Origin of the sequence: Mycobacterium sp. DL440 (assembly GCF_011745145.1) — a bacterium.
GTDB lineage: Bacteria > Actinomycetota > Actinomycetes > Mycobacteriales > Mycobacteriaceae > Mycobacterium.
In genome coordinates this window covers 2,908,453-2,933,978 of record NZ_CP050191.1, presented here as the reverse complement: position 1 = coordinate 2,933,978, position 25,526 = coordinate 2,908,453, and the positions used below count along the sequence as shown (strand labels likewise).

The window sequence follows — 25,526 nt, the reverse complement described above, 5'->3', positions numbered from 1 at the left end:
CCAGCCGCCGCCAACAGGCGCTACACGCCGACTGGTTCGATGTCGTCGACGCGGCCCAGGCGCCACTGGCCGTCACCGAGCAGTTCCAGGTGGGTGTTGTGGTGGCGATGGACCGTGGAGCGGTGGGTGACGCTGACCAGCACGGTGTCGGGCAGTTCGCGGCGGATCAGGCTGTAGATCATGAACTCCAGCGGTTCGTCGAGCGCCGAGGTCGCCTCGTCGAGAAACGTCACCTTGGGTTTGGTCAGCAGTACCCGGGCGAACGCGACGCGTTGCTGCTCGCCGGGGGAGAGCACCTTGGCCCAATCGGCGTCCTCGTCGAGCCGGTCGACATAGCGCGGCAGCGCGACCGCGAGCAGCGCATCCTGTAGCGCCGTGTCGGGCAACTCCCCGGGCTGGTGCGGGTAGGACACCACGGTCCGTAGATCACCCAACGGAATGTAGGGAACCTGCGACAGATACAGCGTCTCGTTGTCGCCCTGCGGGCAACGCACCGAACCTGAGGCGTACGGCCACAACTGGGCGATGCTGCGCAGCAGCGTGGTCTTGCCGGTGCCCGACTTGCCGGTGATGATCATCGCCTCGCCGGCGGCCAGGGACAGGCTGAGATCGTCGATCAACTGCTCGCCGGCCGGGTTGCGTACCTCGACGTCGCCGAGCTCGACGAGGCTGTCGGTGTCCGTGGCGAGATCCGCGACATCCAGCTTGGGCAGTTCCCGGCTCTGCTCGTCGGCGGCAACCAGCCCATGCAGACGGATGATCGACGCCCGGTAGCCCGCGAAGGTGTCGTACGAGTTGCGGAAGAACGACAACGCGTCCTGGATGGCACCGAAGGCGGACACCGACTGGCTGACGGTTCCGAGCTGGATCTGACCGGTGAACAACCGCGGGGCCTGCAGCATCCACGGCAGCGGAATGATGATGTTGTTCATCGACAGATTCCAGCCGGTGAAGGCCATGGTCCGGTTGACGAAGTGCTTGTAGTTGGTGACGACGGCGGCAAAGCGTTCCCGCAGCTGTGACCGCTCGACCTTCTCGCCGCGGTAGAGCGCGACGGACTCGGCGGCGTCGCGCAGGCGTACCAATGCGTAACGGAATGCAGCGTTGAACTTTTCGTTGTTGAACGACAGCCGGATCAGTGGTCGGCCGAGCGCGAACGCGATCACGGTGGCGAATGCGACGTAGACGAACACCGACCAGAACATCGCCCGCGGTACGTCGACGCCGAAGACATTGAGGTCACCCGAGAGGTTCCACAGGATCGAGGTGAACGACACGACCGAGACGATCGCCGAGATCGCGCCGAAGGGCAGCGTGCCGTTGCTCGTCTGGTGCGGGGTATTGGGCTGTGGGCCCGACAGTGCGGTGAACACGTCGACGTCGGACTGGATGCGCTGATCCGGGTTGTCGATGGTCTGGTCGATGAACCGGGACCGGTAGTAGGCGCGGCCGTCGAGCCAGTCACCGGTGAGCCGGTCGGTCAGCCAGGTGCGCCAGGCCAGCATGAAGCGCTGCGTCATGAACAGGTCGACCATCACTCGGGTGACGAGGATCGCGGCCAGCACCGAGAAGGTGAGCAGCGCGATCCAGAACCCCCTGATGCCAGAGTCTCTCACCTCGTCGTTGCCGGTGGCCAAACCCTGGACCGCGATCTGCGCGGAGGTGAACAGGTCGTTGGTCTGGTAGCTGAACAACACCGACAACCGGACGCCGATGATCACCGACAGCAACATCGCGGACAAGATCAGCCACGGCTTGAGACTGTGGCGCCCGGTGAAGTAGGCACCGGTGACGGCCCAGAACTGCCGACCCCACGTGGTGAAACGGGCGAGCAAGACCAGCACGGCCAGCGTGCAGACCGCGGTGATGGTCCAGGCCTGCGCCAGCCACCACAGCGAGTGCAGTAGCTCCGAACTCCAGTCGATCGAGGGTGAGAACGGTTTGACGTCATTCACGAGACATCCTCAGGATCTGCCGACTGGTTTTCGGGCACGTCTGCGTGAAGCTACCGCAGGACGCGCTGCCCCAGTCGGATGCGGCAGGGAAGGGTCGGCCGGCGTTCCTGCGTCCGGTGCCGAATGTCCCCGAATCGGCGCGCCAAGATCGGCACGTATGGGTAACGTCGCATATGTCGTTTCCGCCTTCGGACCCGTGAGGAAATCTGTTGGTTCTCTACGAATTTCGTTGTGCGTCCGGTTGCGGCGTGACGAAAAAGATGTATTCGATGAGCGGGCGTCCGGACGTCATCGACTGCCCCAGTTGCGGCGCGGCCGCCCGCCGAATGATCTCCTCGCCGAACCTGGGCCGCGGCGCCTCGACCGCCATGGCGCTTCAGGACGCGACACGCACGTCGGCCGACCGTCCCGCAGTGGTGGCCGCACCGCCATCCGGTGGCCGGGGGCAGAAAGTCACCACCAACCCGCTCCATCAGAAGTTGCCCCGTCCCTGAATTCTGTGAAGGAGGATCAATGCCTGAACTCGTATTTCCCCTCGACTCGACCAAGAAGTTCACCGATCAGGAGAAGCTGGGCCACAACCGGTGGCACCCCGACATCCCGGCGGCGGTGACGGTCAAGCAGGGTGACTCGTTCCGGGTGCACTGTCGTGAGTGGTTCGACGGTGCCATCGTCAACGACGATTCGGCCGACGACATCCTCAACGCACCGCTGACGACGGTGCACGTGCTCTCCGGCCCGATCGCCGTCGAGGGCGCCAAACCGGGCGATCTACTCATCGTCGACATCCTCGACGTCGGCCCCATCCCGCAAGAGGACTCCGGGCCGCTGGCCGGCCAGGGCTGGGGCTACACGGGCATCTTTCCCAAGCTCAACGGCGGCGGGTTCCTCACCGATCAGTTCCCCGACGCCTACAAGGCGATCTGGGACTTCTCCGGTCAGAAGGCCACCTCACGCCATGTCCCGCACGTGGAGTTCACCGGCATCGTGCACCCCGGGCTGATGGGCACCGCACCCTCGACCGGCCTGCTGGCGAAGTGGAACACCCGTGAGGCGGCACTGATCGCCACCGACCCCGACCGGGTGCCGCCGTTGGCCCTGCCGCCGGAGCCGCGCGACGCGATCCTCGGCGGGCTGACCGGGGACGCCGCCACCTTGGCCGCGGCCGAGGCCGCCCGCACCGCGCCGCCGCGGGAGAACGGCGGCAACCAGGACATCAAGAACCTCACCAAGGGCAGTCGGGTGTTCTATCCGGTGTACGTCGACGGGGCGAACCTCTCGGTCGGCGACCTGCATTTCTCGCAGGGCGACGGTGAGATCACTTTCTGCGGTGCCATCGAGATGGGCGGCTTCATCGACCTGCGCGTCGACGTCATCCCCGGCGGCATGGAGACCTACGGGGTGAGCGAGAACGCGATATTCATGCCCGGCAATACCGATCCGCAGTACTCCGAATGGATCGCCTTCTCCGGCACCTCTGTCACCCTCGACGGTGAGCAGCGCTACCTGGACTCGCACCTGTCCTACCAGCGGGCCTGCCTGCACGCGATCGAGTATCTGACGAAATTCGGCTACAGCCCCGAGCAGGCGTACCTGCTGTTGGGTGCGGCACCCATCGAGGGGCGCCTGTCCGGCGTGGTCGATATCCCGAATGCCTGTGCGACGGTGTACATCCCGACGGCGATCTTCGATTTCCCGATCGCGCCGTCGGTCTCGGGGCCGACGAAGATCGACCCGGGCATGGGGGCCCCGCACTCGTCGTTCGGCTGACGGCGCACGTATATCCTCGTCACCGGACCCCGATGCGCCGCGCCGGTGCGGCACGGTCGGCGGACCGTCGACAGTCGGGGAGGGCTGAAAGGATCGTGCAATGACGCCGCCTCCCGGTGCCTCGCGCCTCGGCACCCGGTTCGGGCCGTATGAGCTGAAATCGCTCATCGGTGTCGGTGGAATGGGTGAGGTGTACCGCGCCTACGACACGGTCAAGGAACGCATGGTGGCGGTCAAGCTGCTGCGCACCGAGATCGCCGCCGACGCGAGCTTTCAGGCGCGGTTCCGGCGTGAATCCCGGGTCGCGGCGCGGCTGCAGGAACCCCACGTCATCCCGGTGCACGATTTCGGCGAGATCGACGGCGTCCTGTACATCGACATGCGCCTGGTCGACGGCGCCAGCGTCAAGGAACTGCTGCGGACCAACGGCCCGCTCACTCCGGGACGTGCCACCGCCATCGTCACGCAGGTGGCCGCGGCGCTGGACGCCGCGCACGCCGACGGCCTGGTGCACCGCGACATCAAACCGGAGAACGTGCTGCTCACCCCGGACGACTTCGCCTACCTGGTGGATTTCGGTATCGCTCACGTCGGGGGTGAGGCCAGCGTCACGATGACGGGCGTGCTGATCGGGTCGAGCGCCTACATGGCACCCGAGCGGTTCTCCGGTGGCCCGGTCGGACCGGCCGCCGACGTCTATGCGCTGACCTGCCTGCTCTACGAGATGATGATCGGCCGGCCACCGTTCGAGACCGGTGATCTGCGCCAACTGATGAGTGCGCACATGTTCACTCCGGCGCCGCGGCCCAGCATCATGCGCCGCGGCATACCGCGCGCATTCGACGAGGTCGTCGCCAAGGGGATGGCCAAGGACGCCGTGGACCGCTATTCCAGTGCTGGTGAACTGGCCAAGGCTGCCCGCGCGGCGGGTGGTGCCGCCCGCCCCCTGTCCCTTATACACATAACTAACACACACACATACACGTAGTCTAGTACACTACAGTCCGTCATCAACATACAGCGAGACATCACATACACTACGCCCACCGTGAACTACACTATCCTCTTCGTCGGCACCTTCAAATGTGTATAAGCCACAGCACCACATCCGCACCCGCCGGGCACCCGCGAGTTCTCCTCGATCTACCCGAACCCGGAGCACACCGGATTCACCCCGTATCCGCCGGCGCCGCCCCCACCTCAGGTACCGCAGGCCCCGGCCCGCAAGCCGCGGTTCAGCCGGGCCCAGCTCATCCTGATCGTGGTGTCGGTGGGGCTGTTCGGGATCGCCGCCGTGCTGGCCGCAGTTCTGGCGAGTGGCGGCGATGGTGCCTCCACCCGCGAGACGCTGGCCGTACCGTCCCCGCCGAGCTCGACATCCGAAGCGCCGACGAGCACCACCAAGGCCGGTTCGGCGACGGCCGACGTCAGCGGCACCGACGAGCAGGGCTTCGTCGACCACACCGCGCGCTGCCTCGAGGGAACCACCCCCGCCGCGGTGATCCGGACCGCGTCCTCACTGGCGGTGATCTGCCAGAGCGGCCCTGACTCCTTCTCCTACCGCGGTGAGCGCCTCAGCGACGGCGCCAATCTCCAGATCCCCACCGCCGAACGGTCCGGCAACGGCTTCGTGGCCACCAACCCCGCCGACGGTGCACGCTATGAGGTTGGGCCCGACGGACTCACCATCAGCAGTTACGGCAAAGTCGATTCGTCGGAACCGCCCCTGGAGTACGGCGCGCGCTGAAACGCCGGGGCGTACACGGCCACCGGATTGGTCTTGCCCTTGAGGGCCAGCCCCGGGCGCGCCTCGAAATCGCCTTGGTCCCTGGTGAGTTGACTCAATGTGGCAGCCGTGAGCAGCACCGTGTCGCCGGTCTGGCGGGTCGCGGTTTCCACCCGGGCGGCGATGTTCACCGCGTCGCCGATCACGGAGAACTCCAAACGGCCTGCGCCACCGACATTTCCGGCCACGACCGGCCCGGAGTTCAGTCCGACGCCCACCGATAGCGTGCCGCTGAACTCGTCGTGCACGGCGGCGGCGATCTGCAATGCGGCGCCCAGCGCGTCGTCAGCGTGACGGTCCTGGTGCCGGGGCGCGCCGAACACGGCCATCAGGCCGTCGCCCGCGTACTTGTCGACATGGCCGCCGTGGTCGTGCACGATCGGCACGATCCGCTCGAACAGCCGGTTCAGCGTGGTGACCACCTCGGTGGGCCGCAACCGCTCGGCGAGCGTGGTGAATCCCCGGACGTCGACGAACATCAGGGTGACGTCTACCTCCTGAGCCTCCACCGACCCGGCGGCACACAGAATGTGTTCGGCCACATCGCGATCCACATAGGTTCCGAAGGCGTCGCGGATGCGCTCCCGTTCGGCCAGGCCTGCCGTCATCGTGTTGAAACCGGCTTGCAGCCGCCCGATCTCGCTGGCGTCGTCGACCTCGACCCGTGCACGGAAGTCACCGGCCTGAACCTGGGCCAGGGCGCGGCGCAGCGCGGTGACCCGTTCGGTGACCGACCGGATGGCGATCAGGATCGCGAACAGTCCCACCACGATTGCCACCGCCACCAGAATCAGGATGGCCGCGAAGGTGCGTTGAGCCCGGAAGCCGACGTCGGCGAGGTAGCCGACCGCCAATACGGCGACGCCGAACAGCGGAACCCCGGTGGCCAGCAGCCAGGCCATCACGAGCCTGCGCCCGACCGTCGGCCCGAATCGCCGGTCCGAGGCGATGCCGTCGAGGGCACGAGCCGACACCGGCCGCATGACCCGCTCGACGATCAGATACCAGACCGCGCTCGTCGAGATGCCGCCAAGCGCCACCACGCTGAAGATGTACACCGCGGTGGACACCTGCTGACTCAGCGCCAGAGACCCGAAGACCACCGCACCGACACCCCACACCGCGGCCGACAACCGCACCGCCTCCCCGGAGGCGCCCAGCGTCATCCGCTGTTCCCGTGGAGTGGGTGGACGGTTCTCACTGAGCCAGGCGGTGCCGGCGGCGAACCGGTGACGCCGTACCCGCATCATCACCGGGACCGCGACAGCCAGGAACACGATGAGTACGGTGCCGCCGCGCATCAACAGGCGCTGAGTGTCGGCCGGGCTCAACACGATGGGGGCCGCGAAGGCCAGGAAGGCGCCGACTATCCCGCCGCCACCGGCGCTGACCACGGCCGCACTGCGCACCCAGCGCTTGAAGGTCTGATCACGCAGTTCGGCTCCGGCGTAGCGGGACAAGCCGGTGACGGTGGCGTCCATGAGCTGAGCTTGCGCGCGTAACCCGAACGGCCGATAGGGTAGTCGGCTACCTGTGTTCCGGTCGGTGTCCCAAGTCGATCCGGAGCCTATGGACACTGCCATCGGCCCTTTAGTCTGGAATCGGATACACGAACTCCGGCCGCACGAACGGAACCAGGGGACGCAGATGAAGGTAGTGCTCGGTTATGACGGGTCGCTGGCGGCCAACGCGGCGATCAACAACGGTGCTGCACTGTTCCCGGCGGCCGATGCGGTAATCGTCTATCTGTGCACGCCACCGTTCGGCAGTAAGGGGCTGCGGGCCCGGTTGCGGCACTCGGCGCGCAACGTCGACGAGTTGATCGATCTCGTCGACAGTGAGAGCGAGGGTGAGGCCGCGCGGCTGGTCGACACCGGCATGATCCTGGCCCGGGCCGCCGGCTGGAATCCCGAGGCGCTGGTCAAGCGCACCTGGGCGGGGGAAGGCCTCGGGCTGGCACAGGTGGCCGAACACCTCGAACCCGACGTGCTGATCGTCGGTGCGCGCGGCGCGGGCGCGAGTGACTCGAAGCTGGGCAGCGTCTCGGATCTGGTGGTGCACCATGCACCCCGCGCCGTGCTCGTGGTGTCCCAGAACATGATCTCGGCTGAATACGACGCGGTGGCCGACGGGCCGGTCGTGGTCGGTGTCGACGGTTCAAAGGGTTCCGATCGGGCGCTGGCCGCGGCCGGCGCCCTATTCCCCGACCGTGAGGTGGTCTCGGTCGGCGTGGACGACGGTGGTGCGGTCGACGTCGCCGCCGCCCAGGCTGCGCATCTCGTACCCCGGTTCCGCGGATCGGGTGCCGGTGCGACGGCCGACGCGCTGGTGGCTTTCGCCGACGATCAACGGGCCGGTGTTGTGGTGGTGGGCTCGCGCGGGCGGTCCGCGCTGAAGAAGGTGCTGCTGGGCAGCGTGGCGGCGGCGACATTGCAGCGCACGTACCGGCCGGTCCTGGTGGTGCCGGGCGGCTAGGTCCCGCTGCGACGCGTCGCGCGCGAGAGCACGGCGGTGCTCATCCCGCTGTCTTACCCGCGTCGACGATGTAGACCGCACCGTGCACGGCGGAGGCGTCGTCACTGGCGAGGAACGCGATGGTCTTGGCGACATCGGCCACGTCCATCATTCCGCGGGGCGCGGCGATCCTCATGATCAGATTCCAGTCCGCGTCCTCCGGGGCGGCGAACTCGGTGGTCTGCGGGGTCAGCATGCCGCCCGGACACACCGCGTTGACGCGGAGGCGTTCCGAGGTGAACTCGATGGCCAGGGCGCGGGTCAGCCCGACGAGTCCGTGCTTGGCTGCGCAGTAGCCCGCCGAGTACACCTCGCCCTCGATGCCGGCGATCGACGCGACATTGACGATGTTGCCGCCGGCCTCCAACAGATGCGGCAGCGCCGCCCGGCACAGGAAGAACGGGCCGTTGAGGTTGACGGCGAGATCCTTGTCCCAGTCCTCGTCGGTCACCGAGACGGTGTGGCGCATCTGGTGAAAGCCCGCGACGTTGATCAGCGCGTCGAGTCGGCCGAACTTCTCGACGCACTGCGCCACCGCGTCGCGGCACGCCTCCGAGGAGGAGATGTCCACGGACGCATACGCGCCGCCGGGCACATCCTCGAACACCGTCGCCATCCGCTCGGCGTCTCGGGCCACACCGAACACCTTCGCGCCACGTGTGGCGAACAATTGGGCCACCGCCGCGCCGAGTCCCGATGAGGCACCGGTGACCAGCGCGACCTTTCCATCCAGAGCAGTCATGGCTCACACCTTCTCACGCGGCCTGGCCGGCGGAACCGCGGCCAGCAGTGTGCGGGTGTACTCGTGCCGGGGGGTGGCGAACAACTCGGCGGCGGGGCCGTATTCGACCACCTCGCCGGCGCGCATCACCAGCACGTCGTGGCACATGCGGTGCACCACCGCCAGGTCGTGTGCGATGAAGAGATAGGTCAGGCCCAGCTCACGCTGTAGCTCGGACAGCAGGTCAAGCACCCGCGACTGCACGGACACGTCCAGCGATGCCGTGGACTCGTCGAGGATCAACACGTCGGGTTCGGTGGCCAGAGCCCGGGCGATGCTGACGCGCTGACGTTGCCCTCCGGACAGTTCGTGCGGATAGCGGGATGCGAAATCTGTTGGCAGGCCGACGAGCTCGAGCAGCTGAGCCACCCGTTCGGCGCGGCCGCGCCGCCCTGTGGCCAAGCGGTGTACGCGCAGCGGCTCACCGATCGCGGAGTTGACCCGGGCTCGCGGATTGAGTGAGGCGAACGGGTCCTGGAACACCAGGCTGATTCGCCGGCGTAGCTCACGTCCGCCGGCGAATACGTCGTCTCCGGCCAGCGTTGCGGTACCTGCCGACGGTGCGGCCAGCCCGGTCAGAGCGGCGGCCACCGTCGACTTGCCCGAGCCGGATTCACCGACGATCCCCAACGTCGTCGCCCGTCGGATCTCGAACGACACGTCCTTGACCGCCTGCACCGCGCCGTAGCGCACCTCAAGTCCGTTGGCCTGCAACAGAACTGGTGCGTCATCGGGGGCGGAGTCAGGCCCGGGCCCGTCTACCAATGGACGGGCCTCGAGCAACTCCCGCGTGTAAGCGCGCTGCGGATGGTCGAACACATCGAGGATCGGAGCCTGCTCGACGACCTCTCCGTCGCGCAGCACCGTGACCTCGTCGGCCACCTGGCCGATGACCCCGAGGTCGTGGCTGATCCACACCACCGCGGTGCCGAAATCCCGTTGCAGATCGCCGACCAGATCGATGATCTGGGCCTGGGTGGTGACATCGAGCGCGGTGGTCGGCTCGTCGGCGATGAGCAGTTCCGGATCGCAGGCCAGGGCGATCGCGATCATCACCCGCTGGCGTTGCCCACCGGACAGTTGATGCGGGTAGGCATCGAGCCGCCCCTGGGGGAGTCCGACAGCGTCGAGCAGCTCGCCGGCCCGGGTGCGCGCTTGACGTCGGGTCATCTTGCGATGTGTCTCAAGGGTTTCGGTGATCTGACGTTCCAGCGTCAGCAGTGGATTCAGCGATGTCCCCGGATCCTGGAAGACGAATCCGATCCGGCTACCGTGCACGGCCCGCAGTGCCCGCGCCGACGCCCCGATGAGTTGGGTGCCACCGGCCAGCGTGCTCGCACCGGAGGTCACCGCACCCGGCGCGTCCAACAGACCGGTGGCGGCCAGCACCGTCATCGACTTGCCCGATCCGGACTCGCCGACGATGCCGATCGTCTGCTCGCGGTGCACCTCGAACGACACACCTTGCACGATCTCGCGGCGGCCGATGGCCACCTTCAGGTCGTTGACTTTCAGTACCGGTGCCGTCATCGTCGCCCCGCCCTTCTGGCCTCGATCGAGGTGCGTTGCTTGGGATCGAGCACATCGCGCATCCCGTCGCCGAACAGGTTGAACGCCAACACCATCACGAAGATCGCCGCGCCCGGAAACACTGCCATCCACCAGGCCAGCGTGACGAACCCCTGGGCGTCGAAGATCATCCGGCCCAGCGACGGCTGCGGCGGCTGGATGCCCAACCCCAGAAACGACAGCGCGGCTTCGGCCAGGATCGCGAACGCCAGTGACAGGGACAGCTGAACGATCAACGGCCCGGCAATATTCGGCAGGATGTGCCGCATCAGGATGTAGCCGTCGCCGGTGCCCATGCTCCGCGACACCGCGACGAACGGTTCCACCCGTACGCCCAAGGCCGATGCCCGGGCCACCCGCGCGAAGATCGGGATGTACACGATCCCGATGGCCAGCATGGTGGTGGTGATGCCGGGGCCGAGGACCGCGACGATCGCGAGTGCGAGCAGCAACACCGGGAAGGCGAACATCACATCGACGACGCGCATCACCACGGTGTCGATCCAGCCGCCCCGGTAACCGGCGAGCACACCGACCATCACGCCGATCACCGCGGCCAGCGCCACCGAGACCACCGCGACCCGCAGCGATGCCGCGATCGCCACCAGCACCCGCGAGAACACGTCGCGGCCGAGCTCATCGGTGCCGAACCAGTGGGCGGTGCCGGGGCCCTGCAGCGCGCTGGGCACGTCGATGTCGTTGATGCCGTACGGCGTGATCCAGGTGGCGGCAACCGCGACGACCAGCACGGCCAGCAGCACCGCGGCGCTGATCGCCGTCACCGGATTGGACAACAACAGCCGCCATGACGCGACGCGGTAATTCTCAGAAGTGGTCATGACAGCCGGATCCTCGGGTCGACGATCGCATACAGCACATCCACCAGCAGGTTGATCAACAGGAACAGCACCGCGATCAACAGCACCGCGCCCTGGATCACCGGATAATCTCGGGCGGCAACGGAATTGAACACCAGCCGGCCCAAACCTGGCCAGGCGAACACGACTTCGACCACGATCACGCCGCCCAGGATCGTGGCCAACTGGATTCCGGTGATGGTCAACACGGGAAGCAGAGCATTGCGCACGATGTGGCGGAAGGTGACCACCGGTGGGGTCAGGCCCTTCGACCGTGCGGTGCGGACATAGCCCATGGCGGCGACCTCCAGCACCGCCGAGCGCACGTAGCGGGTCATGATCGCGCCGGCCACCAGGCCCACTGTCAGCCCGGGCAGGATGATGTGGCGCAACCAGCCGCCCGGATCCGCAAGCAGGGGGCGGTATCCCGAGGTCGGCAACCAGCCCAGCGTCGAGGCGAACAGCCCGATCAGCAGGATCCCCAACCAGAAATCCGGGACCGATACGCCGAACTGGCTGGCGACCCGCACGATCGCGTCGCTGACCCGGCCTTCCCGCAGCGCCGAGAAGATGCCGGCGGGCAGTGCGATCACCAGGGCGATGAGGATGCCGACCACCCCGAGGGACAACGTCGCCGGCAGTCGGTCGAGCAGGGTCAGCGTGACCGGGTCGCCGTTGCGGAAACTGACCCCGAGGTCGCCGGTGAGCGCCGAGCCGAGGTACGAGAAGAACTGCTCGACGATGGGCCGGTCCATGCCGCTGGCCGCGCGCAGCGCGTCGTAGGCCTGCGGGGTGTAGCGGGTGCCCAACGCGATCCGGACCGGGTCGCCCGGCACCAGGTGCACCAAGGCAAATACCACGATGAGGACCCCGATGAGCACCACCGCCGAGTACAGCAGCCGTCGGGCCAGGAACTCGACGATCGGATGGCTCGCACGGACCTTGTTCAAAGTGGCCAGGTTCACCTGATTTCACCTCGATCCAGGTCGGCGGTGCGGAATCGGACGGCGCCGTCGCGGCGCACCTGATACCCCGACAGGTTGTTGGCCCACGCCTGGATCACCGACGGGTTGTACAGGTAGATGTAGCTGACCTCATCCGCGATCCGGGTTGCGGCCTTGGCGTAGAGGTCTTTTCGCTTGGCGACATCGGTTTCGGTGCGGCCCGCGTCCAGTAAACGGTCAACCTCGGGGTCGGAGAACTTCTGGGCATTGCTGGTGCCGTTCGTGTGGTGCTGAGCGTAGTAGAAGTCATCCGGGTCGATGTTCCCGAGCCAGCCCATCATCAGCATGTCGAAGTGGCCGGTGTTCTGTTCGTCGAGCCACGTGGCGAAGTCCACGGTGCGAATGTTCACCGTGATGCCAAGGGGCGCAAGGTTGTCGGCGATGATCTGGGCCGCCGTCACCGTCTCGGGGTACTCGCTGGTCACCAGCATGTCCAGGTCGTGTGGTGCGGCACCGGCCTGGCTCAGCAGCTTTTTTGCCTCATCGAGGTCGTAGCGGTAGCGGTGGTAGTCGGTGAACCAGGGGCTGCCCTGCGGGATCGCCAGCTGGTTGGTCGCGGCGGTGCGGTAGCTGGTGGCCGCCGCGATCGCGTCGCGGTCGATGCCATACGCGATGGCCTGGCGTACCCGTGGGTCGTTCCACGGCGGCCGGGCCTCGTTGAGTGCCAGGTACCAGTAGTCGTTGCCCGGCGTCACCGCGAGTGTGAGGGAGTCGTCGTCGCGCAACTGGGCCACGCGCTGCGGCGGCACCGAATCCGTCCAGTCGACCTCGCCGGCCTGCAGCGCCGACAACGCCGTCGACGGCTCGGAGATGAAGCGGAACGTCACCCCGGAAATCGGGGGAGGGCCTCCCCAGTAGTGCGGATTGGCCTTGAGCGTGATCGAGTCGCCGCTACGCCGTGCGGCGAACGAGAACGGGCCCGTGCCGATGGGATGGGCTGCGATCTGCCCGCTCTCGACATTGGCCCGCTGCACGATCGCCATGCCTTTGAAGCCGCCGAGATTGGTCAGCAGGTTCGGGGTGGGCTGGCAGACCGTGATCCGGACGGTAGAGGGATCGAGCGCCGAGACACCGATGACAGCACTGAACTTGTCGACATTGGTCAGCTGCTCATCGATGATGCGCCGGTACGAATACACCACGTCGTCGGCGGTGAACGGGCTGCCGTCATGCCAGCGCACACCGTCGCGCAGGTGAAAGGTCCAGGCCAGTTGGTCGTCGCTGACCTCCCACGACCGGGCCAGCGCGGGGCGCATCTGCAGGTTCTCGTCCGGTTCGACGAGCGTGTCGAACACGTTCTCCAAGACTTCGAACGAGAAGTAGGCACTCGTCCGGTGCGGGTCGAGTTGATCGGGTTCGCCGGCGATGGCGGCGATGAGGTTGCCCGACGATTCGTCGCCGAGGTTCACCCCGTTGCCGGTGGAGCAGGCCGTCGTACAGGCAGCCAGCACGAACACCAGGACTGCTGCCAACGTTTTCACCGCTGGTCGTGTGGTCACGATTTCTCCAGGATCACCGCGGGCGATCCGCCAGTGCGCTCACCCGCTGGGGCCGTCAGGCAGGTCCGGATTGATGCGTATGGGCCCATACCGGTGACGACGCTGATGAAGACTGCGATACTCACCCATTGTGACCTTCAAGCGCACGGCGGCCGCGACCGCCCTGATGTCGGCCCTGGGAATCGGACTCAGCCTGGGGGTTGCAGCTCCTGCACAGGCCGAGCCGCTCATGCAGGGCATCTACAACTACTCGCAGGAGGGCCTCGCGCACGAGTCCTGGTCGGTCTGGCCGTCCTGTGTCCCGACCGTCGGAGATCTGCGCGAGCCTCTGGAGTTGGCGGTGGCGTGCCGACTGCACGTGGAAACCACCCGCGGCACCAAGGGCGGCGATGCCCGGCTGACCGGCGGACAGTGGGTCTATTCAACTGCGGTGCTCGAGGGCATCCAGTGCTCGGATGGCAGTTGGGCGCCGACCAACGAGACCTACAAGTTCGACGACATCGCACTCACCGGCACCCGCAGCGTCGCGAACAACGAGGCGTGTGGCGGCACGTTGGCGCCGGCGATCCACACCTTTCCGTTCACCTTGAAATACGATCGGCCGCTGCAGATTCCGGTTGACACCTATCCGCTGAACTGTCAGACCTGGGGCCTGCGCTTGTGCATGTGAGCGGTGCCGTCCCGTTGATCGACGGCAAGGTCGTCGACATCACCGGGCCGGGACGCACCGACCGGTTCGGGGTCACCGCCACCGATCTCGGCGCGTCGATCATCGCCCCCAACGGCAAGTTGGTGTCGGTGTTCGGTGACACGTTCTCCGGCAGCCGCGTCGGGCAGGGCGACTGGCGTTCACCGGTGGTACTGATCGGCACCGGCGACGCCAACCACGAGATCGTCTACGAATACGCCGGTGGGCCCGACCCCGCCTACGCGCGGCAACTGTGGGATTACCTCCACGACGACGAGGCATCCGGATGGCGGCGCGGCGGCATCAGCACCGTGATCCCGTCGGATCTGCTGCGCGTCGGTGACTCGCTGTACCTGCACGCGATCGTCAATCACGGCTTCGGCACGGTCATCTGGACCGAGATCTGGCGCTCCGACGATAGCGGGGTGTCCTGGACCCACCTGGGCGAGCAGGCGAAGTTTCCGGCGGACCTGCACGACGGCCATGCCCAATGCTGGTCGTGGGACTACGACCCCCACGACGGCTGGGTGTACGTGGTGGCGACCGGGTTTCAGCGCGACAAGGGCATCATCCTGATGCGGGTCCGGCCCGATCAGATCGGCCGACGGTCGCAGTATTCCAGCTGGGGCTTCGTCAACGGGCGCTGGCAGTGGGGAACCCAGGCCACCCCGATCACCCCACCCGACGAGCACTGGGGCGAGCTGACCTTCCGCCGCACCGCCCCCGGCCGATGGGTCCTCGGCGGATTCCTCGCGTCCTCATATGCGTTGGGCTACCGGGTGGTGTCCTCGCCAGTGGCCAACATGTACACCACCCCGATTCAGACACCGATCACCGGATCGCCGTGGGACGCCGAGGACCAGGCGGACAGCAAGGTCGCCCAGCTATACGGCGGCTATCTGCTGCCGGGTTCGCGCTTCGGCGTCACCGGCGGTGTCGGGCTGGTGGTCTCGCAGTGGCGCACCGACACCGGATGGCCATACCGCGCAATGCAATTCAAGTCCACGCTGAAGGACACATCCAGGAAACCGCAACGGCCCGACCCGATCAACCTGTGAGCGATCAGGCGGTGAAGCCACCGTCGACGTTCCAGTTCGCCCCGGTGACGTAGCCCGACTCCGGGCCGGCCAGGAAGCTCACCACGGCGGCGATGTCGCTGGTGTGCCCGTAGCGGCCCAGCGCGGTGGTTTGCCTTACGACATCGGCGAATTCACCTTCGTCGGGGTTCAGATCGGTCGCGATCGGACCGGGTTGCACATTGTTGACGGTGATACCCCGGGGTCCAAGGTCGCGGGCCAGCGCGCGCGTCAGGGAGGACACCGCTCCCTTGGTCATCGCGTATACGGCGGTTCCGCCAGTCGGGACGCGGTCGGCGTTGATGCTGCCGATGTTGATGATGCGGGATCCCTCCCCGAGATGGCCGACCGCACTGCGGATGGCCGAGTACACCCCGCCGATGTTGATGGCGACCAGTCGGTCGAACTGCTCCTGCGGGAACTCATCGATCGGTGCCATGTAGGCGGTTCCGGCGTTGTTGACCAATACGTTCAATCCGCCGAGCGCGCCCACCGCCTCTTCGACGGCGTTCGCTACCTGCGCTGGATCGGCGCTGTCAGCCTGGATTGCGACGACCTTCGCGCCGTCCGCACTCAACTCGGCGACCAGCTTGTCGGCCTCGGCGGCAGAGGCCCCGTAGGTGAACGCCACCGCGGCGCCGTCGGCGGCGAGCCGTCGCACGATTCCGGCGCCGATTCCGCGGGATCCGCCGGTCACCAGTGCGCGTCGTCCGGTCAGTGTGTTTGTGCTCATCGGAGTCCTTCTCATGCTGAGTTCGAAGCTGTGCGAACCGATCGATTACTAAGGACATGCGGCCGCACGATATTGATGCCGGTTGTGACCGGTATCACTACGCGAACATCTGCCGGCGGGCTGGCCGGAACCGCCACGGGGAGGTAGGTAGTACACCTAATGTGAACGCCGTGACGAAACGAGTTGTGGTCTGGGGCACCGGTTTTGTAGGCGGCATGGTGATCGCCGAGATCATGCGGCATCCGCTGTTCGAGCTGGTGGGCGTGGGTGTCAGCAATCCGGAGAAGGTGGGCCGCGACGTCGGCGAGATCTGCGGACTGGGCGCCCCGATCGGCATCACCGCCACCGACGACATCGACGCACTGATCGCGTTGAAGCCCGACGCGCTGGTCCACTACGGACCGACAGCAGCCCACGCAGACGCCAACATCGACGTCATCACCCGGTTCCTGCGCGCCGGCATCGACGTCTGTTCCACCGCGATGACCCCGTGGGTGTGGCCCAAGATGCACCTCAACCCGCCCAACTGGATCGAGCCCATCACCGAGGCGTGCGAGGTCGGCGGGGCGTCCTGTTTCACCACCGGAATCGACCCCGGCTTCGCCAACGACCTGTTCCCGATGACCCTGATGGGCCTGTGCTCGGAGGTGCGTCGGGTGCAGGCATCGGAACTGCTCGACTACACCAACTACACCGGCGACTACGAATTCGAGATGGGCATCGGCAAACCGCCTGAGCACCGCGCCCTGCTCGAAACCCCGGACATCCTCATCTTCGCCTGGGGCGCAACGGTTCCGATGATCGCGCACGCCGCGGGTATCGAGCTCGACGAGATCACCACCACGTGGGACAAGTGGATCACCCCCGACGAACGCAAGTCGGCCAAGGGCATCATCCCGGCCGGCAACGTCGCCGCGGTGCGATTCACGATCAACGGTGTCTACCGTGGCGAGACACGGATCCAGCTCGAGCACGTCAACCGGATCGGCCTGGACGCCGCACCGGACTGGCCGTCCGGAAACGACAACGACGTCTACCGCGTCGACATCGAAGGCACCCCGAGCATCGCTCAGGAGACCGCGTTCCGGTTCACCGACGGTTCCGGACGCGATGCCGCCGCCGCGGGCTGCCTGGCCACCGGGCTGCGCGCGCTCAACGCCGTGCCCGCGGTCAACGAACATTTGCCTGGCTGGGTGACGCCCCTGGATCTACCTCTGATTCCCGGGTTTGGCACCATTCGCTAGGTAACGCCGGCCGCGTCAATCGAGATGGACTACCGGATAGGGTTCTTCTCGAAACGGGGTGACATGGCTGAGGGTATCGGGTTGTCGATCGGATCGACGGACCTCACAGCGGTAGTGGTGGGCCGCACCGCGGTGACGCGGTCGCCGGTGCTGACGCTGTTCCCGCACCGAGCTCCCGAAGTGGGGGTACCCAGCGAGAACCCCAACCTGAACGAGCGCGGCCTGATCCTCACCGACTTCGTGGAGCGGGTGGGAGACCCGGTCGGGATGCTGGCCCCTGACGGCTCTTCGCACCGGGGCGAGGCCGTGCTGGCCGACGCCCTGGCGGCGCTGCTCCGCACCCTGACCGGGGGACGTCCGCCCGCCGACCCGATCACCGTCACCCATCCCGCGCATTGGCGGCCCAACCAGGTGGAGGCGCTGCGCACCGAACTGGCTGCCATCGGAGGCTTCGGTGATCCGGTGCTGGTGCCCGACGCGGTGGCGGCGCTGGTCGCACTGCAGGACAACCCCGGGGTGCCGACGCGCGGTGTGATCGCCGTGTGCGACTTCGGGGGCAGCGGCACCAGCATCACTTTGGCCGACGCCGACCGCGGCTTTCAGCCGATCGCACCGACGATCCGGCATCCCGACTTGTCGGGTGACCTGATCGACCAGGGACTGCTCACCCACGTGGTGAACGACCTGTCCGCGGCCGGAACGATCGACCTGGCCAGCACCTCGGCCATCGGCTCGCTCGGTCGTCTGCGCGCCGAATGCCGGCGCGCCAAGGAACGTCTGTCCACCGAATCCGTCACGGCGCTGGTCGCCGAACTTCCGGGGCATCGCAGCGACGTGCGGCTGAACCGCAATGAACTCGATGACGTGATCGCCGAACCGCTGCGCGAGTTCATGTCTGTCCTGCAGGGCGCGATAGAACGCACCGGGTTGCGCCCCGGGGAGCTGGTGGCGGTGGCCTCCACCGGCGGGGGCGCCCGGATCCCCGCGATCACGACGACGTTGTCCGAACATCTCGGTCTGCCGGTGATCACCGCGCCCCAACCAGAGCTGACCCCGGCCATCGGTGGTGGTTTGATCGCGGTGCGTGGCACCGTGGAGGACGGCAGGACGGCCATGGCCCCGGCCTCCATGGCAGCAGCCCCGCCGACGCAAGCCGCGGCATTGGTGGCGCCCGAGCCTCCGGCCGCGTCGCAGGCGCTGGCCTGGTCCGATGCCGAGAACGTGCCCGACGTCGCGCCGGTCGAGGACTACCGGGCCGAGAATTACGGCGACGATTACGGGGCCGACTTCGATACCGGATTGGACCCCGCGGGTGGACGGACCACGGCGCGACCTCAACTCGAGTTCGGTGAGCGTGAGCTGACCGAGCGCGACGAGATCGCAGCTAGGCCCTGGTATCTCCGGCCGCCCGTGATTCTGGGTGCCGGCGCCGCCGTTGTGCTGGTTGCCGTCCTGGCGGCATTGGTGGCCGTCATGGGGAGCGACGAGCCCACCCGTCCGGCGTCGACCTCCAAGGCGGTCACGTCGACCACCGCGGCTCCGGACGAGCAGGCGCCTGCCGTGCCGGTCGACGAACCCGCCACCGACCAGGCGCCGCAGACCGTTACGCACGAGGCGCCGGCCCCGCACACCGTGACGCAGACGGTGGAGCAGCCCGCTCCAGAGGCTCCGCCGGTGACGGAGGACCCGCCGCCGGCCGAGACGCCGCCGCCGCCGACGACGACGGAAGCGCCGCCCACGACCACACCGGCGCCGACCACCACCCAGGTGCCCACCACCACCACGCAGGTGCCCACCACCACGCAGGCGCCATGGAGTCCCACCGCCCCGTATCCGACGATCCCCGGCCTGCCGTGGGTGCCGGCGCCCGGTGGCGGTCATACCGGGGGTTGACGTTCAGCGCGGAACGGACTCGGTGTTGCCGTCGCACGGCGGACCCCACAGCCCGCGATGAGCTTGTCTCGCTTCGTTTTCGGCAGCCGCGATGGCGTCGTAACGGGCGACGGGGTGGCCACGGTAGACATATGCGTGGGCCATCCCGGCCCTCGCTGCTTCCACTGCGTAATCCCAGCCGTCGGCCCGGACCAGGTACGCCAGGGTGCGCCCATAGCGATCGGTCCGATCTTGAGTCGGATCGGTCTGGAGGGCTACCCGTTGTCCGGCCATGTTCGACCTCGCGAACTCCGTAGCCTGCGGACCCCAGCAGCCGATGGTGTAACCGGGCTTCTTCGTCTCAGGCGTGTCGATTCCTAAGATTCGCACGCGGAGTCGGCCCCGGGCATCGTCACGGATGTCGATGGTGTCGCCGTCGACCACTCGCAGTACTTCTGCCGTCGTAGCGGTGGGGTCGGCCCCGACCGCCGGAGGGGTGATGAAGGCGATCAGAAACACCACGACACCGACAACGCGGATCGCGATCGTCGATGTCACGGTTGGTCAGGACTTGTTCTCGCAGGCGATGCCGTCGCCGTCTCTGTCGAGGTGGTCGGCATAACCGGGATCGTCTTTGGTCATGTTGGACCTGCCGTCGGCGTACGCGTCTTTGCAGTACCGATAGGGCGGGTCGGCCTGTGCCATGGGGGCCACACCGATGGCGCCGGCAACCAGAGCTGCCGCGACGACGAAGGCACGAAACATGTGAACCCCCTTGTGATCTTGAATTGACGGAATCGTAAGTAAGCGCATCGTAGTACGCGCAACCCGTAGGGTGCACGTTTGTTGAGGAATCTTGTCAATTGCATCCGGCAAGACCTTGACCTGCGGATGGCTGGGTCAGAACCCGGACGTGATGGCGTCGATGGCTGCCGCTGCCTCGGAGGTGTAGGTGATCGAGGGGTCGAGGGTGGCAGTGGTGCGCAACGTAACGGCCAATGTGGCGGCGGCGAGGTCGGCCAGGGTATCGATGTCCACATCGCGGTGGGTGATGCGGTCGATCATCATCTCGTCGAGGAAACCGATCCAGCCGTGCATGGCGGTGCGCAGGATAGGAGCGATGGGATCAACGATGCCCAGCGCCAACAGAATTCGTTGAGCACCCAACCAGCGGAGCTGTTCGACGGCCGACTGGTGTTCGGGATCGGCGCCCAGCGCACCACGTAGTAGCGCAACGAAACTTTCCGAGTACGAATCGATGTGGGCGATATGGCTGCGCAGGGCATGGCGTAGCCGATCTGCCAGGCTCGAACCCGGCGGCGCGGCGGCCGTCTGCGCCGCGGCGATCTCTTCCGCGATCTCCTTCATCACGGCCAGATACAGGCCACGCTTGTTGACGAAGTGGTGGGCGATCAAGCCGTAGGCCACACCGGCGTCCTTGGCGACCTGTGCGGTGGTGACCTGATCGTATGGCCGCGTCGCGAACTGCTTTCGGGCCGCATCGACGATGAGCTGACGCCGATCGGTCGGCCTGATGCGAGTGCTCATCGGCCCGGTTCGGCCAGTGCGCCGAGGGTATCGACCCGTCGGCCGCCGACCGCGGCGATCGTTCGTCCGAGCACCGGAACCTCCAGGGGGAGAAGTGAATAGCGCGGGTGAACGACGCGCGTTGCGCCACGCTCCAGCCCGCGGACGATGGCCGCCGCGGTGGATGCGGGGGTCACCGGGGGAAACGTCGGTGGCGGCGTGGTCTTCCACGGCAGCTCATCGATGTCGCGCAGCGCAGTATCGGTCGCACCTGGCACCACCTCCAACACCCGGATGCCGGTTCCGGCCAGCTCCAGTCGAAGCGATTTCGTGGCCTGGGCCAGCGCGGCTTTCGAGGCGGCGTAGTAGCCGAGCAGGGGGAGAGGTACCGCCTGAACCGTGGAGGTGACATTGACGATCACGCCGGAACCGGCCGCCCGCATGGCCGGCAACAATGCTGAGGTGAGCGCCACCGGGGACCAGACATTGACCTCGAAGACCGCGCGGGCAGCCGTGGAGTCGGCCACGAGCGATTGTGATCCGGTCAGGTTGGCGCCGGCATTGTTGATCGCGATGTCCACCCCGCCGAGCGCGACCAGGGCCCGGCGCCCGAGATCGGCCGCCGAACCGGGCACGGCCAGATCGACGGGGAGCACGACCGGTCGGTGTGCCCGCTGGCCGGCGATCTCGTCGGCCAGGCCGTCGAGCAGATCCTTGCGGCGTGCTGCGAGCGCCAGCGTCGCTCCTCGCTGCGCCAGGATTAGGGCCAGCTCGCGCCCGATCCCGCTGGATGCGCCGGTGATCAGCGCCTTCTTGCCGGAGAGGTCGATTCCACGGTGTCGCATGTCTGGCTCCGCTCAGCCCATTGGGATGTAGACCCCACCGTGACAGACTGACTGATAATCAGTCAAGGCCGGGTACTGGCATCCGGCCCGGTGGCCGATCAATATGGACGGGTGCACAACGGCTGGCAGATAAGTGAAAATGGCGCCGGAGGCGTCTCATGAGCACCGGCGCCGAAGTGGTGGTGAACCGCCTGCTCGCCGAAGGTGTCGACGTGTGCTTCGCCAACCCGGGCACCTCGGAGATGCACTTCGTCGCCGCGCTGGATGCCACTCCGGCCATGCGTCCGGTGCTGTGCCTGTTCGAAGGAGTCGCCACCGGAGCCGCAGACGGGTACGCCCGCATCGCCGGCACCCCCGCGGCGACCCTGCTGCACCTCGGCCCCGGAATGGCGAACGGTCTGGCCAATCTGCACAATGCCCGGCGCGCGTTCACCCCGGTGGTCAACGTCGTCGGCGATCATGCGACCTACCATCAACCGCTCGACGCGCCGCTGGAATCCGACATCGACGCGCTCGGGCGCTGGACGCACGGTTCGGTGCACCGGCCCGAATCGGCCGCCGACCTGGACGTCGCCGTCCACAGCGCCGTGCAGAGTGCGACCGGTACGCCCGGGCGGGTCGCCACCGTGATCTTGCCCGCCGACTATTCCTGGGGCAGCGCACCGCAGAACCCTTTGCCGGACCCAGGTATTGGGCATTCGGACACCGGCGACGATCCCGCCGTGAAACTGGACGTCGCGGAAGCGGCCGAACTGTTGCGCACCGAGGGGGAGCGTGCAGTGGTGTTGCTCGGCGGTGCCGCCACGCACGCCGACGGTCTGCGGGCGGCAGCGCGGATCGGCGCGGCCACCGGGGCGCGCGTGCTGGTCGAGACGTTTCCGGCCCGGCTGGCCCGTGGGCAGGGCGTGCCCGCCATCGAACGCCTCGGCTACCTGGCCGAGCAGGCCACCCAACAGCTCTCCGGGGCAACGCATCTGGTGCTGGTCGGAACCAAGTCGCCGGTGTCGTTCTTCGCTTACCCGGGCAAACCGAGTGTCCTGGTGCCCGAAGGCGCCGACGTCTGTGCACTGGCCGCGGATGAATTGGCCGCATTGGCAGACGAATTGGGTGGCGCACTACCCGGCCCATCGCAACCCAGCCCGGTCGAGTTGCCCACGGGTGAGCTCAACCCGCAGAACCTGGCACAGGTGATCGCAGCACTGCTGCCCGAGAACGCGATCGTCTCCGATGAGGCCAACACCAGCGGCGTGTTCCTGCCGGCCGCCACCGCGTCTGCCCCGCGTCACGATGTCCTCACCCTGACCGGTGGGGCGATCGGGCAGGGCCTGCCGGTGGCGGTGGGAGCCGCGATCGCCGCGCCGGACCGCCCGGTCATCGCCCTGCAATCCGACGGCAGTGCCGCATACACCATTTCGGCGCTGTGGACGATGGCCCGCGAGCAACTCGACGTCACCGTGGTGATCCTGAACAACCACGCCTACGCCATCCTGCAGCTTGAGTTGTTGCGGGTGGGCACGGAAGCCAATGGGGAGCGGTCGCGCTCACTGCTCGACTTGAGCCGGCCCGACATCGACTTCTCTTTGATAGCACAGGGATTCGGTGTTCCGGCCACCCGGGCCACCACCGCGGAAGAGCTTGCCGATCAGTTCCGGGCGGCCCTGGCCGAGCCGGGGCCACACCTGATCGACGCCGCATTGCCGACCTGGTCGCCCGCATGACCGGATGCGTCGATCACTGGCTCGGGCGGCGCTTCTCCAATACCACTGCTGCGATCGGAATGCGCATCTCCTCGGGCTCGGCGGACAGCCGCTCCGCAATGCCCGCATGCAGCCGGTCGTAGAAGCCCGGCAACCGGTCCGGGGCACCCTCGAGCGCTGCGCCCAGATCGGCAAACGCGGTGAACCAGAGGAAATCGGCCCAGCGGGTGCCGAAAGCGCTTGCGTCCCTGTCACTACGGTAGGCGTTGAAGATCCGATCCTCCGCGTCGACCACCTCCACGTGCTGGATCTCCAGCCGCTCGAACCGGCCCGACGGGGCGAACGGTGCGGTGAAATCCACGGCGCGCCGTCCGGCGATCGGCAGCGACATCCGCGTCACCTCCTCGGCGCTCACCACACCGCTGGTGATCAGCTCGGTCAATGCGCCGACGACAGCGCGGAACAACGGGCGATAGCCCAAGTCGCCGGCATCGTCCAGTGCGGTCGTCAACACCACCAGGCGGCCGCCCGGATGGAGCTCGCGGCCGCGGAAAGCGATGAACTCGTGCCAATCGTGCGCGGCCTGCCTGGCATAGGCCGCGCGCACCCGCTCGTCGTTGGTGTAGGCCGCGACGACGTGATCGGCTACCGGCATCGGCACCTTGCTCAGTCTCGCTACCGCCCAGGCCGACCATCCCAGGTGCACGCTGTTGGACGGCAGGATCTGGCTGTAGAACGACCGGCCGATCGCCGAACTGAAGGTGGCCGGATCCCGGTGCCGGTAGGACTGTGGATCCTCCTCCAGGGTCCGGAACATCGTGGAGAAGTCATTGTCGGCGACATCGGTGTGCGTCACCAGAATGGAGTGCTCGGGGCGGGTGCGGCTGCGCACGGTCGCGATTGCGGCGCTGATCGGTTGCATCGAGTTGTGCGCGGTGCCGGCCCCGTAATCAGCGATGACGATGGGCTGTGGCGGTGTCGGGATCGGCACTGTCTGCGCCGCCAGTTCAAGAAGCTTGATCGCCGAACTCATTCCGGCGGCATGCGGGCGGGGTGTGGCCCGGCGCGGCCTTGCCATGGCTAGGGTCGCCGCCGTCGGCGCAGCAGCAGTCCGATGAGTAGGCCCATGACGAAAATGATGACCAAGATGAACCACATCGGCGACTCGACGGTCACCCACAGCACGTGTACACCCACCCGATCACGGTTCTGCGCGACGAAGATCGCAGCCAGGGCGACCAAGATCAGGGCCGCCCAGTAACGCAGCGCCGGCCGGCGTGCCGGTCCGGTGGTCTCGGCGGTCTCCGTCTCGTCGCGAGGCATACCCGACGGTAACTCGCTTCCGGCCGGCTATGACACACTTCGGCCATGAGTAACGGAGGGGGCGCCCCGCGGACGGCGATCATCGTGTCCGTCATCGCCTTGGCCATCGGCGTTCTCGGCATCATCGGGTCAGTGATGGTGAACGCGTTCGTCATCGCGGATGACGACGCCTACGGCGAGGTGCCGATCCCGGGCTCGGCCAGTCTGGAACTGCCCGCCGGCGACGTGGACATCGCCTACCGCGCCACCACTCTGACCGTGGGCGGCAAGGGGGTGATGGTCCCGCCGATCCAGCTGGACATCATTCCGCCGTCCGGCGTGGCCAAACCCCTCATCACCGATTCGATGAGCAGTTCATCGAAGACCAACCGGGAAGTCACAGTGCGGGTCTTCACGGTCCACATCAAGCAGGCCGGTACCTACCGCATCGACGCCAAGGCGTCAGTCTTCGCGTCTCAGAATCCCCAGCTGGTCTTCGGGCACAGCAGTCCCTACTACTGGGTGATGTGGCCGTTCATCGGGATGGCGGTCCTGGCCGCTGTCGCGCTCGGCCTGTCGATCGTGTGGGCGCAGCGTTCTGGCAAGAGGACGTATCCGACATACACGCCGACGTACACACCGACCGACACGCCGACATACATCCCGACGTATTCCGGGTCTCAGGTTCCCAACGACCAGGCGGTCAGGTTAGAGCAGCTCAAAACTATTGCTGCCCTGCGTGATACCGGTGCGTTGACGGAGTCGGAGTTCGAAGCGGAGAAGCGCCGGATCCTGGGAAGCTGACGC

The 25,526-nt window shown here is 67.0% G+C and carries 24 protein-coding genes and 1 pseudogene; 10 read left to right on the top strand and 15 right to left on the bottom strand.

The genetic code is table 11. The features are described from left to right. Positions 1–20: 20 nt before the first annotated feature. Entirely contained in the window at positions 21–1,955 is a 1,935-nt protein-coding gene (locus tag HBE63_RS14210) for an ABC transporter ATP-binding protein/permease (RefSeq protein ID WP_166905308.1), read from the bottom strand. 269 nt (positions 1,956–2,224) lie between these two features. Between HBE63_RS14210 and HBE63_RS14205 the strand changes: the two genes are divergently transcribed. From HBE63_RS14205 to HBE63_RS31930, 3 genes and pseudogenes are all read left to right on the top strand, one after another. Continuing rightward, entirely contained in the window at positions 2,225–2,449 is a 225-nt protein-coding gene (locus HBE63_RS14205) for a zinc ribbon domain-containing protein (RefSeq protein WP_371814993.1), read from the top strand. A 19-nt stretch (positions 2,450–2,468) separates the two neighbouring features. Continuing rightward, positions 2,469–3,725: a formamidase gene (gene fmdA, locus HBE63_RS14200; protein ID WP_166905306.1), complete on the top strand. Its 1,257-nt coding sequence runs from the start codon at positions 2,469–2,471 to the stop codon at positions 3,723–3,725. A gap of 100 nt (positions 3,726–3,825) precedes the next feature. Continuing rightward, a pseudogene (locus HBE63_RS31930) lies at positions 3,826–5,472 on the top strand (serine/threonine-protein kinase). On the opposite strand, the gene HBE63_RS14190 reads toward HBE63_RS31930, so the two are convergent. Next, positions 5,421–6,992 carry an adenylate/guanylate cyclase domain-containing protein gene (locus tag HBE63_RS14190; protein ID WP_166905305.1) on the bottom strand — a complete coding sequence of 524 codons (1,572 nt, stop codon included), beginning with the start codon at positions 6,990–6,992 and terminating at the stop codon, positions 5,421–5,423. The pseudogene HBE63_RS31930 and the gene HBE63_RS14190 overlap by 52 nt on opposite strands. 166 nt (positions 6,993–7,158) lie before the next feature. Here HBE63_RS14190 and HBE63_RS14185 point away from each other — a divergent pair, with 166 nt between their 5' ends. Beyond that, positions 7,159–7,986 (top strand): universal stress protein, encoded by an 828-nt coding sequence (locus HBE63_RS14185; protein ID WP_166905304.1) that lies wholly within the window; start codon positions 7,159–7,161, stop codon positions 7,984–7,986. A 40-nt stretch (positions 7,987–8,026) separates the two neighbouring features. On the opposite strand, the gene HBE63_RS14180 is transcribed toward HBE63_RS14185, so the two are convergent. The 6 genes from HBE63_RS14180 to HBE63_RS31715 are packed head-to-tail and all read right to left on the bottom strand — an operon-like array spanning position 8,027 to position 13,860. Next, positions 8,027–8,767, bottom strand: coding sequence for an SDR family NAD(P)-dependent oxidoreductase (locus HBE63_RS14180; RefSeq protein WP_166905303.1), 741 nt, complete (start codon positions 8,765–8,767; stop codon positions 8,027–8,029). Between the two features lie 3 nt (positions 8,768–8,770). Next, positions 8,771–10,336, bottom strand: a complete 1,566-nt coding sequence (locus HBE63_RS14175) for an ABC transporter ATP-binding protein (protein WP_166905302.1) — start codon at positions 10,334–10,336, stop codon at positions 8,771–8,773. Beyond that, entirely contained in the window at positions 10,333–11,214 is an 882-nt protein-coding gene (locus tag HBE63_RS14170; RefSeq protein WP_166905301.1) for an ABC transporter permease, read from the bottom strand. Before HBE63_RS14170 ends, HBE63_RS14175 begins: the two co-directional genes overlap by 4 nt. Continuing rightward, a complete protein-coding gene (locus tag HBE63_RS14165) occupies positions 11,211–12,197 on the bottom strand; it encodes an ABC transporter permease (RefSeq protein ID WP_371814992.1) in 987 nt (328 codons plus the stop codon). The genes HBE63_RS14170 and HBE63_RS14165 overlap by 4 nt, the downstream gene beginning before the upstream one ends. Beyond that, the gene (locus tag HBE63_RS14160; protein ID WP_166909790.1) at positions 12,194–13,717 is read right to left on the bottom strand and encodes an ABC transporter substrate-binding protein; all 1,524 of its coding nucleotides are present in this window, start codon (positions 13,715–13,717) and stop codon (positions 12,194–12,196) included. Before HBE63_RS14160 ends, HBE63_RS14165 begins: the two co-directional genes overlap by 4 nt. Positions 13,718–13,731: 14 nt before the next feature. After that, positions 13,732–13,860, bottom strand: a complete 129-nt coding sequence (locus tag HBE63_RS31715; protein WP_256367931.1) for a hypothetical protein — start codon at positions 13,858–13,860, stop codon at positions 13,732–13,734. A 5-nt stretch (positions 13,861–13,865) separates the two neighbouring features. On the opposite strand from HBE63_RS31715, the gene HBE63_RS14155 reads away from it, so the two are divergent. Beyond that, positions 13,866–14,405 carry a hypothetical protein gene (locus tag HBE63_RS14155; RefSeq protein WP_243858650.1) on the top strand — a complete coding sequence of 180 codons (540 nt, stop codon included), beginning with the start codon at positions 13,866–13,868 and terminating at the stop codon, positions 14,403–14,405. Then, complete coding sequence (locus tag HBE63_RS14150) at positions 14,402–15,481, top strand: DUF4185 domain-containing protein (protein ID WP_166905300.1); 1,080 nt, start codon at positions 14,402–14,404, stop codon at positions 15,479–15,481. The genes HBE63_RS14155 and HBE63_RS14150 overlap by 4 nt, the downstream gene beginning before the upstream one ends. Positions 15,482–15,485: 4 nt before the next feature. On the opposite strand, the gene HBE63_RS14145 is transcribed toward HBE63_RS14150, so the two are convergent. Then, positions 15,486–16,232 carry an SDR family oxidoreductase gene (locus HBE63_RS14145; RefSeq protein ID WP_166905299.1) on the bottom strand — a complete coding sequence of 249 codons (747 nt, stop codon included), beginning with the start codon at positions 16,230–16,232 and terminating at the stop codon, positions 15,486–15,488. 215 nt (positions 16,233–16,447) lie between these two features. Between HBE63_RS14145 and HBE63_RS14140 the strand changes: the two genes are divergently transcribed. Both HBE63_RS14140 and HBE63_RS14135 read left to right on the top strand, forming a co-directional pair. Then, complete coding sequence (locus tag HBE63_RS14140) at positions 16,448–17,476, top strand: dihydrodipicolinate reductase (protein WP_243858726.1); 1,029 nt, start codon at positions 16,448–16,450, stop codon at positions 17,474–17,476. Between the two features lie 63 nt (positions 17,477–17,539). Further along, positions 17,540–19,369, top strand: coding sequence for an Hsp70 family protein (locus HBE63_RS14135; RefSeq protein ID WP_166905298.1), 1,830 nt, complete (start codon positions 17,540–17,542; stop codon positions 19,367–19,369). A 3-nt stretch (positions 19,370–19,372) separates the two neighbouring features. Here HBE63_RS14135 and HBE63_RS14130 read toward each other — a convergent pair whose 3' ends face one another. From HBE63_RS14130 to HBE63_RS14115, 4 genes are all read right to left on the bottom strand, one after another. Then, positions 19,373–19,906, bottom strand: coding sequence for a thermonuclease family protein (locus HBE63_RS14130; protein WP_243858649.1), 534 nt, complete (start codon positions 19,904–19,906; stop codon positions 19,373–19,375). 6 nt (positions 19,907–19,912) lie between these two features. After that, complete coding sequence (locus HBE63_RS14125) at positions 19,913–20,113, bottom strand: excalibur calcium-binding domain-containing protein (RefSeq protein WP_166905297.1); 201 nt, start codon at positions 20,111–20,113, stop codon at positions 19,913–19,915. 135 nt (positions 20,114–20,248) lie between these two features. Next, positions 20,249–20,896, bottom strand: a complete 648-nt coding sequence (locus HBE63_RS14120) for a TetR/AcrR family transcriptional regulator (protein ID WP_166905296.1) — start codon at positions 20,894–20,896, stop codon at positions 20,249–20,251. Beyond that, positions 20,893–21,720 (bottom strand): SDR family oxidoreductase, encoded by an 828-nt coding sequence (locus tag HBE63_RS14115; RefSeq protein WP_166905295.1) that lies wholly within the window; start codon positions 21,718–21,720, stop codon positions 20,893–20,895. Before HBE63_RS14115 ends, HBE63_RS14120 begins: the two co-directional genes overlap by 4 nt. Before the next feature lie 158 nt (positions 21,721–21,878). Between HBE63_RS14115 and HBE63_RS14110 the strand changes: the two genes are divergently transcribed. Next, a complete protein-coding gene (locus HBE63_RS14110; RefSeq protein WP_166905294.1) occupies positions 21,879–23,438 on the top strand; it encodes an acetolactate synthase large subunit in 1,560 nt (519 codons plus the stop codon). 13 nt (positions 23,439–23,451) lie between these two features. On the opposite strand, the gene HBE63_RS14105 is transcribed toward HBE63_RS14110, so the two are convergent. After that, entirely contained in the window at positions 23,452–24,495 is a 1,044-nt protein-coding gene (locus HBE63_RS14105) for a class I SAM-dependent methyltransferase (RefSeq protein WP_243858647.1), read from the bottom strand. A gap of 2 nt (positions 24,496–24,497) precedes the next feature. Next, entirely contained in the window at positions 24,498–24,740 is a 243-nt protein-coding gene (locus tag HBE63_RS14100) for an LPXTG cell wall anchor domain-containing protein (protein ID WP_166905293.1), read from the bottom strand. 45 nt (positions 24,741–24,785) lie between these two features. Here HBE63_RS14100 and HBE63_RS14095 point away from each other — a divergent pair, with 45 nt between their 5' ends. Beyond that, on the top strand, positions 24,786–25,523 hold the full coding sequence (locus tag HBE63_RS14095) for an SHOCT domain-containing protein (protein ID WP_166905292.1): 738 nt from the start codon (positions 24,786–24,788) through the stop codon (positions 25,521–25,523). The last annotated feature ends 3 nt before the right edge of the window (positions 25,524–25,526 follow it).

Bases quoted from the DNA above. Each gene is read 5' to 3' on its own strand.
- HBE63_RS14205 (WP_371814993.1), top strand. From the start codon at position 2,225: ATGAGCGGGCGTCCGGACGTCATCGACTGCCCCAGTTGCGGCGCGGCC.
- fmdA (WP_166905306.1), top strand. From the start codon at position 2,469: ATGCCTGAACTCGTATTTCCCCTCGACTCGACCAAGAAGTTCACCGAT.
- HBE63_RS14190 (WP_166905305.1), bottom strand. From the start codon at position 6,992: ATGGACGCCACCGTCACCGGCTTGTCCCGCTACGCCGGAGCCGAACTG.
- HBE63_RS14185 (WP_166905304.1), top strand. From the start codon at position 7,159: ATGAAGGTAGTGCTCGGTTATGACGGGTCGCTGGCGGCCAACGCGGCG.
- HBE63_RS14180 (WP_166905303.1), bottom strand. From the start codon at position 8,767: ATGACTGCTCTGGATGGAAAGGTCGCGCTGGTCACCGGTGCCTCATCG.
- HBE63_RS14175 (WP_166905302.1), bottom strand. From the start codon at position 10,336: ATGACGGCACCGGTACTGAAAGTCAACGACCTGAAGGTGGCCATCGGC.
- HBE63_RS14170 (WP_166905301.1), bottom strand. From the start codon at position 11,214: ATGACCACTTCTGAGAATTACCGCGTCGCGTCATGGCGGCTGTTGTTG.
- HBE63_RS14145 (WP_166905299.1), bottom strand. From the start codon at position 16,232: ATGAGCACAAACACACTGACCGGACGACGCGCACTGGTGACCGGCGGA.
- HBE63_RS14140 (WP_243858726.1), top strand. From the start codon at position 16,448: ATGGTGATCGCCGAGATCATGCGGCATCCGCTGTTCGAGCTGGTGGGC.
- HBE63_RS14135 (WP_166905298.1), top strand. From the start codon at position 17,540: ATGGCTGAGGGTATCGGGTTGTCGATCGGATCGACGGACCTCACAGCG.
- HBE63_RS14125 (WP_166905297.1), bottom strand. From the start codon at position 20,113: ATGTTTCGTGCCTTCGTCGTCGCGGCAGCTCTGGTTGCCGGCGCCATC.
- HBE63_RS14120 (WP_166905296.1), bottom strand. From the start codon at position 20,896: ATGAGCACTCGCATCAGGCCGACCGATCGGCGTCAGCTCATCGTCGAT.
- HBE63_RS14115 (WP_166905295.1), bottom strand. From the start codon at position 21,720: ATGCGACACCGTGGAATCGACCTCTCCGGCAAGAAGGCGCTGATCACC.
- HBE63_RS14110 (WP_166905294.1), top strand. From the start codon at position 21,879: ATGAGCACCGGCGCCGAAGTGGTGGTGAACCGCCTGCTCGCCGAAGGT.
- HBE63_RS14105 (WP_243858647.1), bottom strand. From the start codon at position 24,495: ATGGCAAGGCCGCGCCGGGCCACACCCCGCCCGCATGCCGCCGGAATG.
- HBE63_RS14100 (WP_166905293.1), bottom strand. From the start codon at position 24,740: ATGCCTCGCGACGAGACGGAGACCGCCGAGACCACCGGACCGGCACGC.
- HBE63_RS14095 (WP_166905292.1), top strand. From the start codon at position 24,786: ATGAGTAACGGAGGGGGCGCCCCGCGGACGGCGATCATCGTGTCCGTC.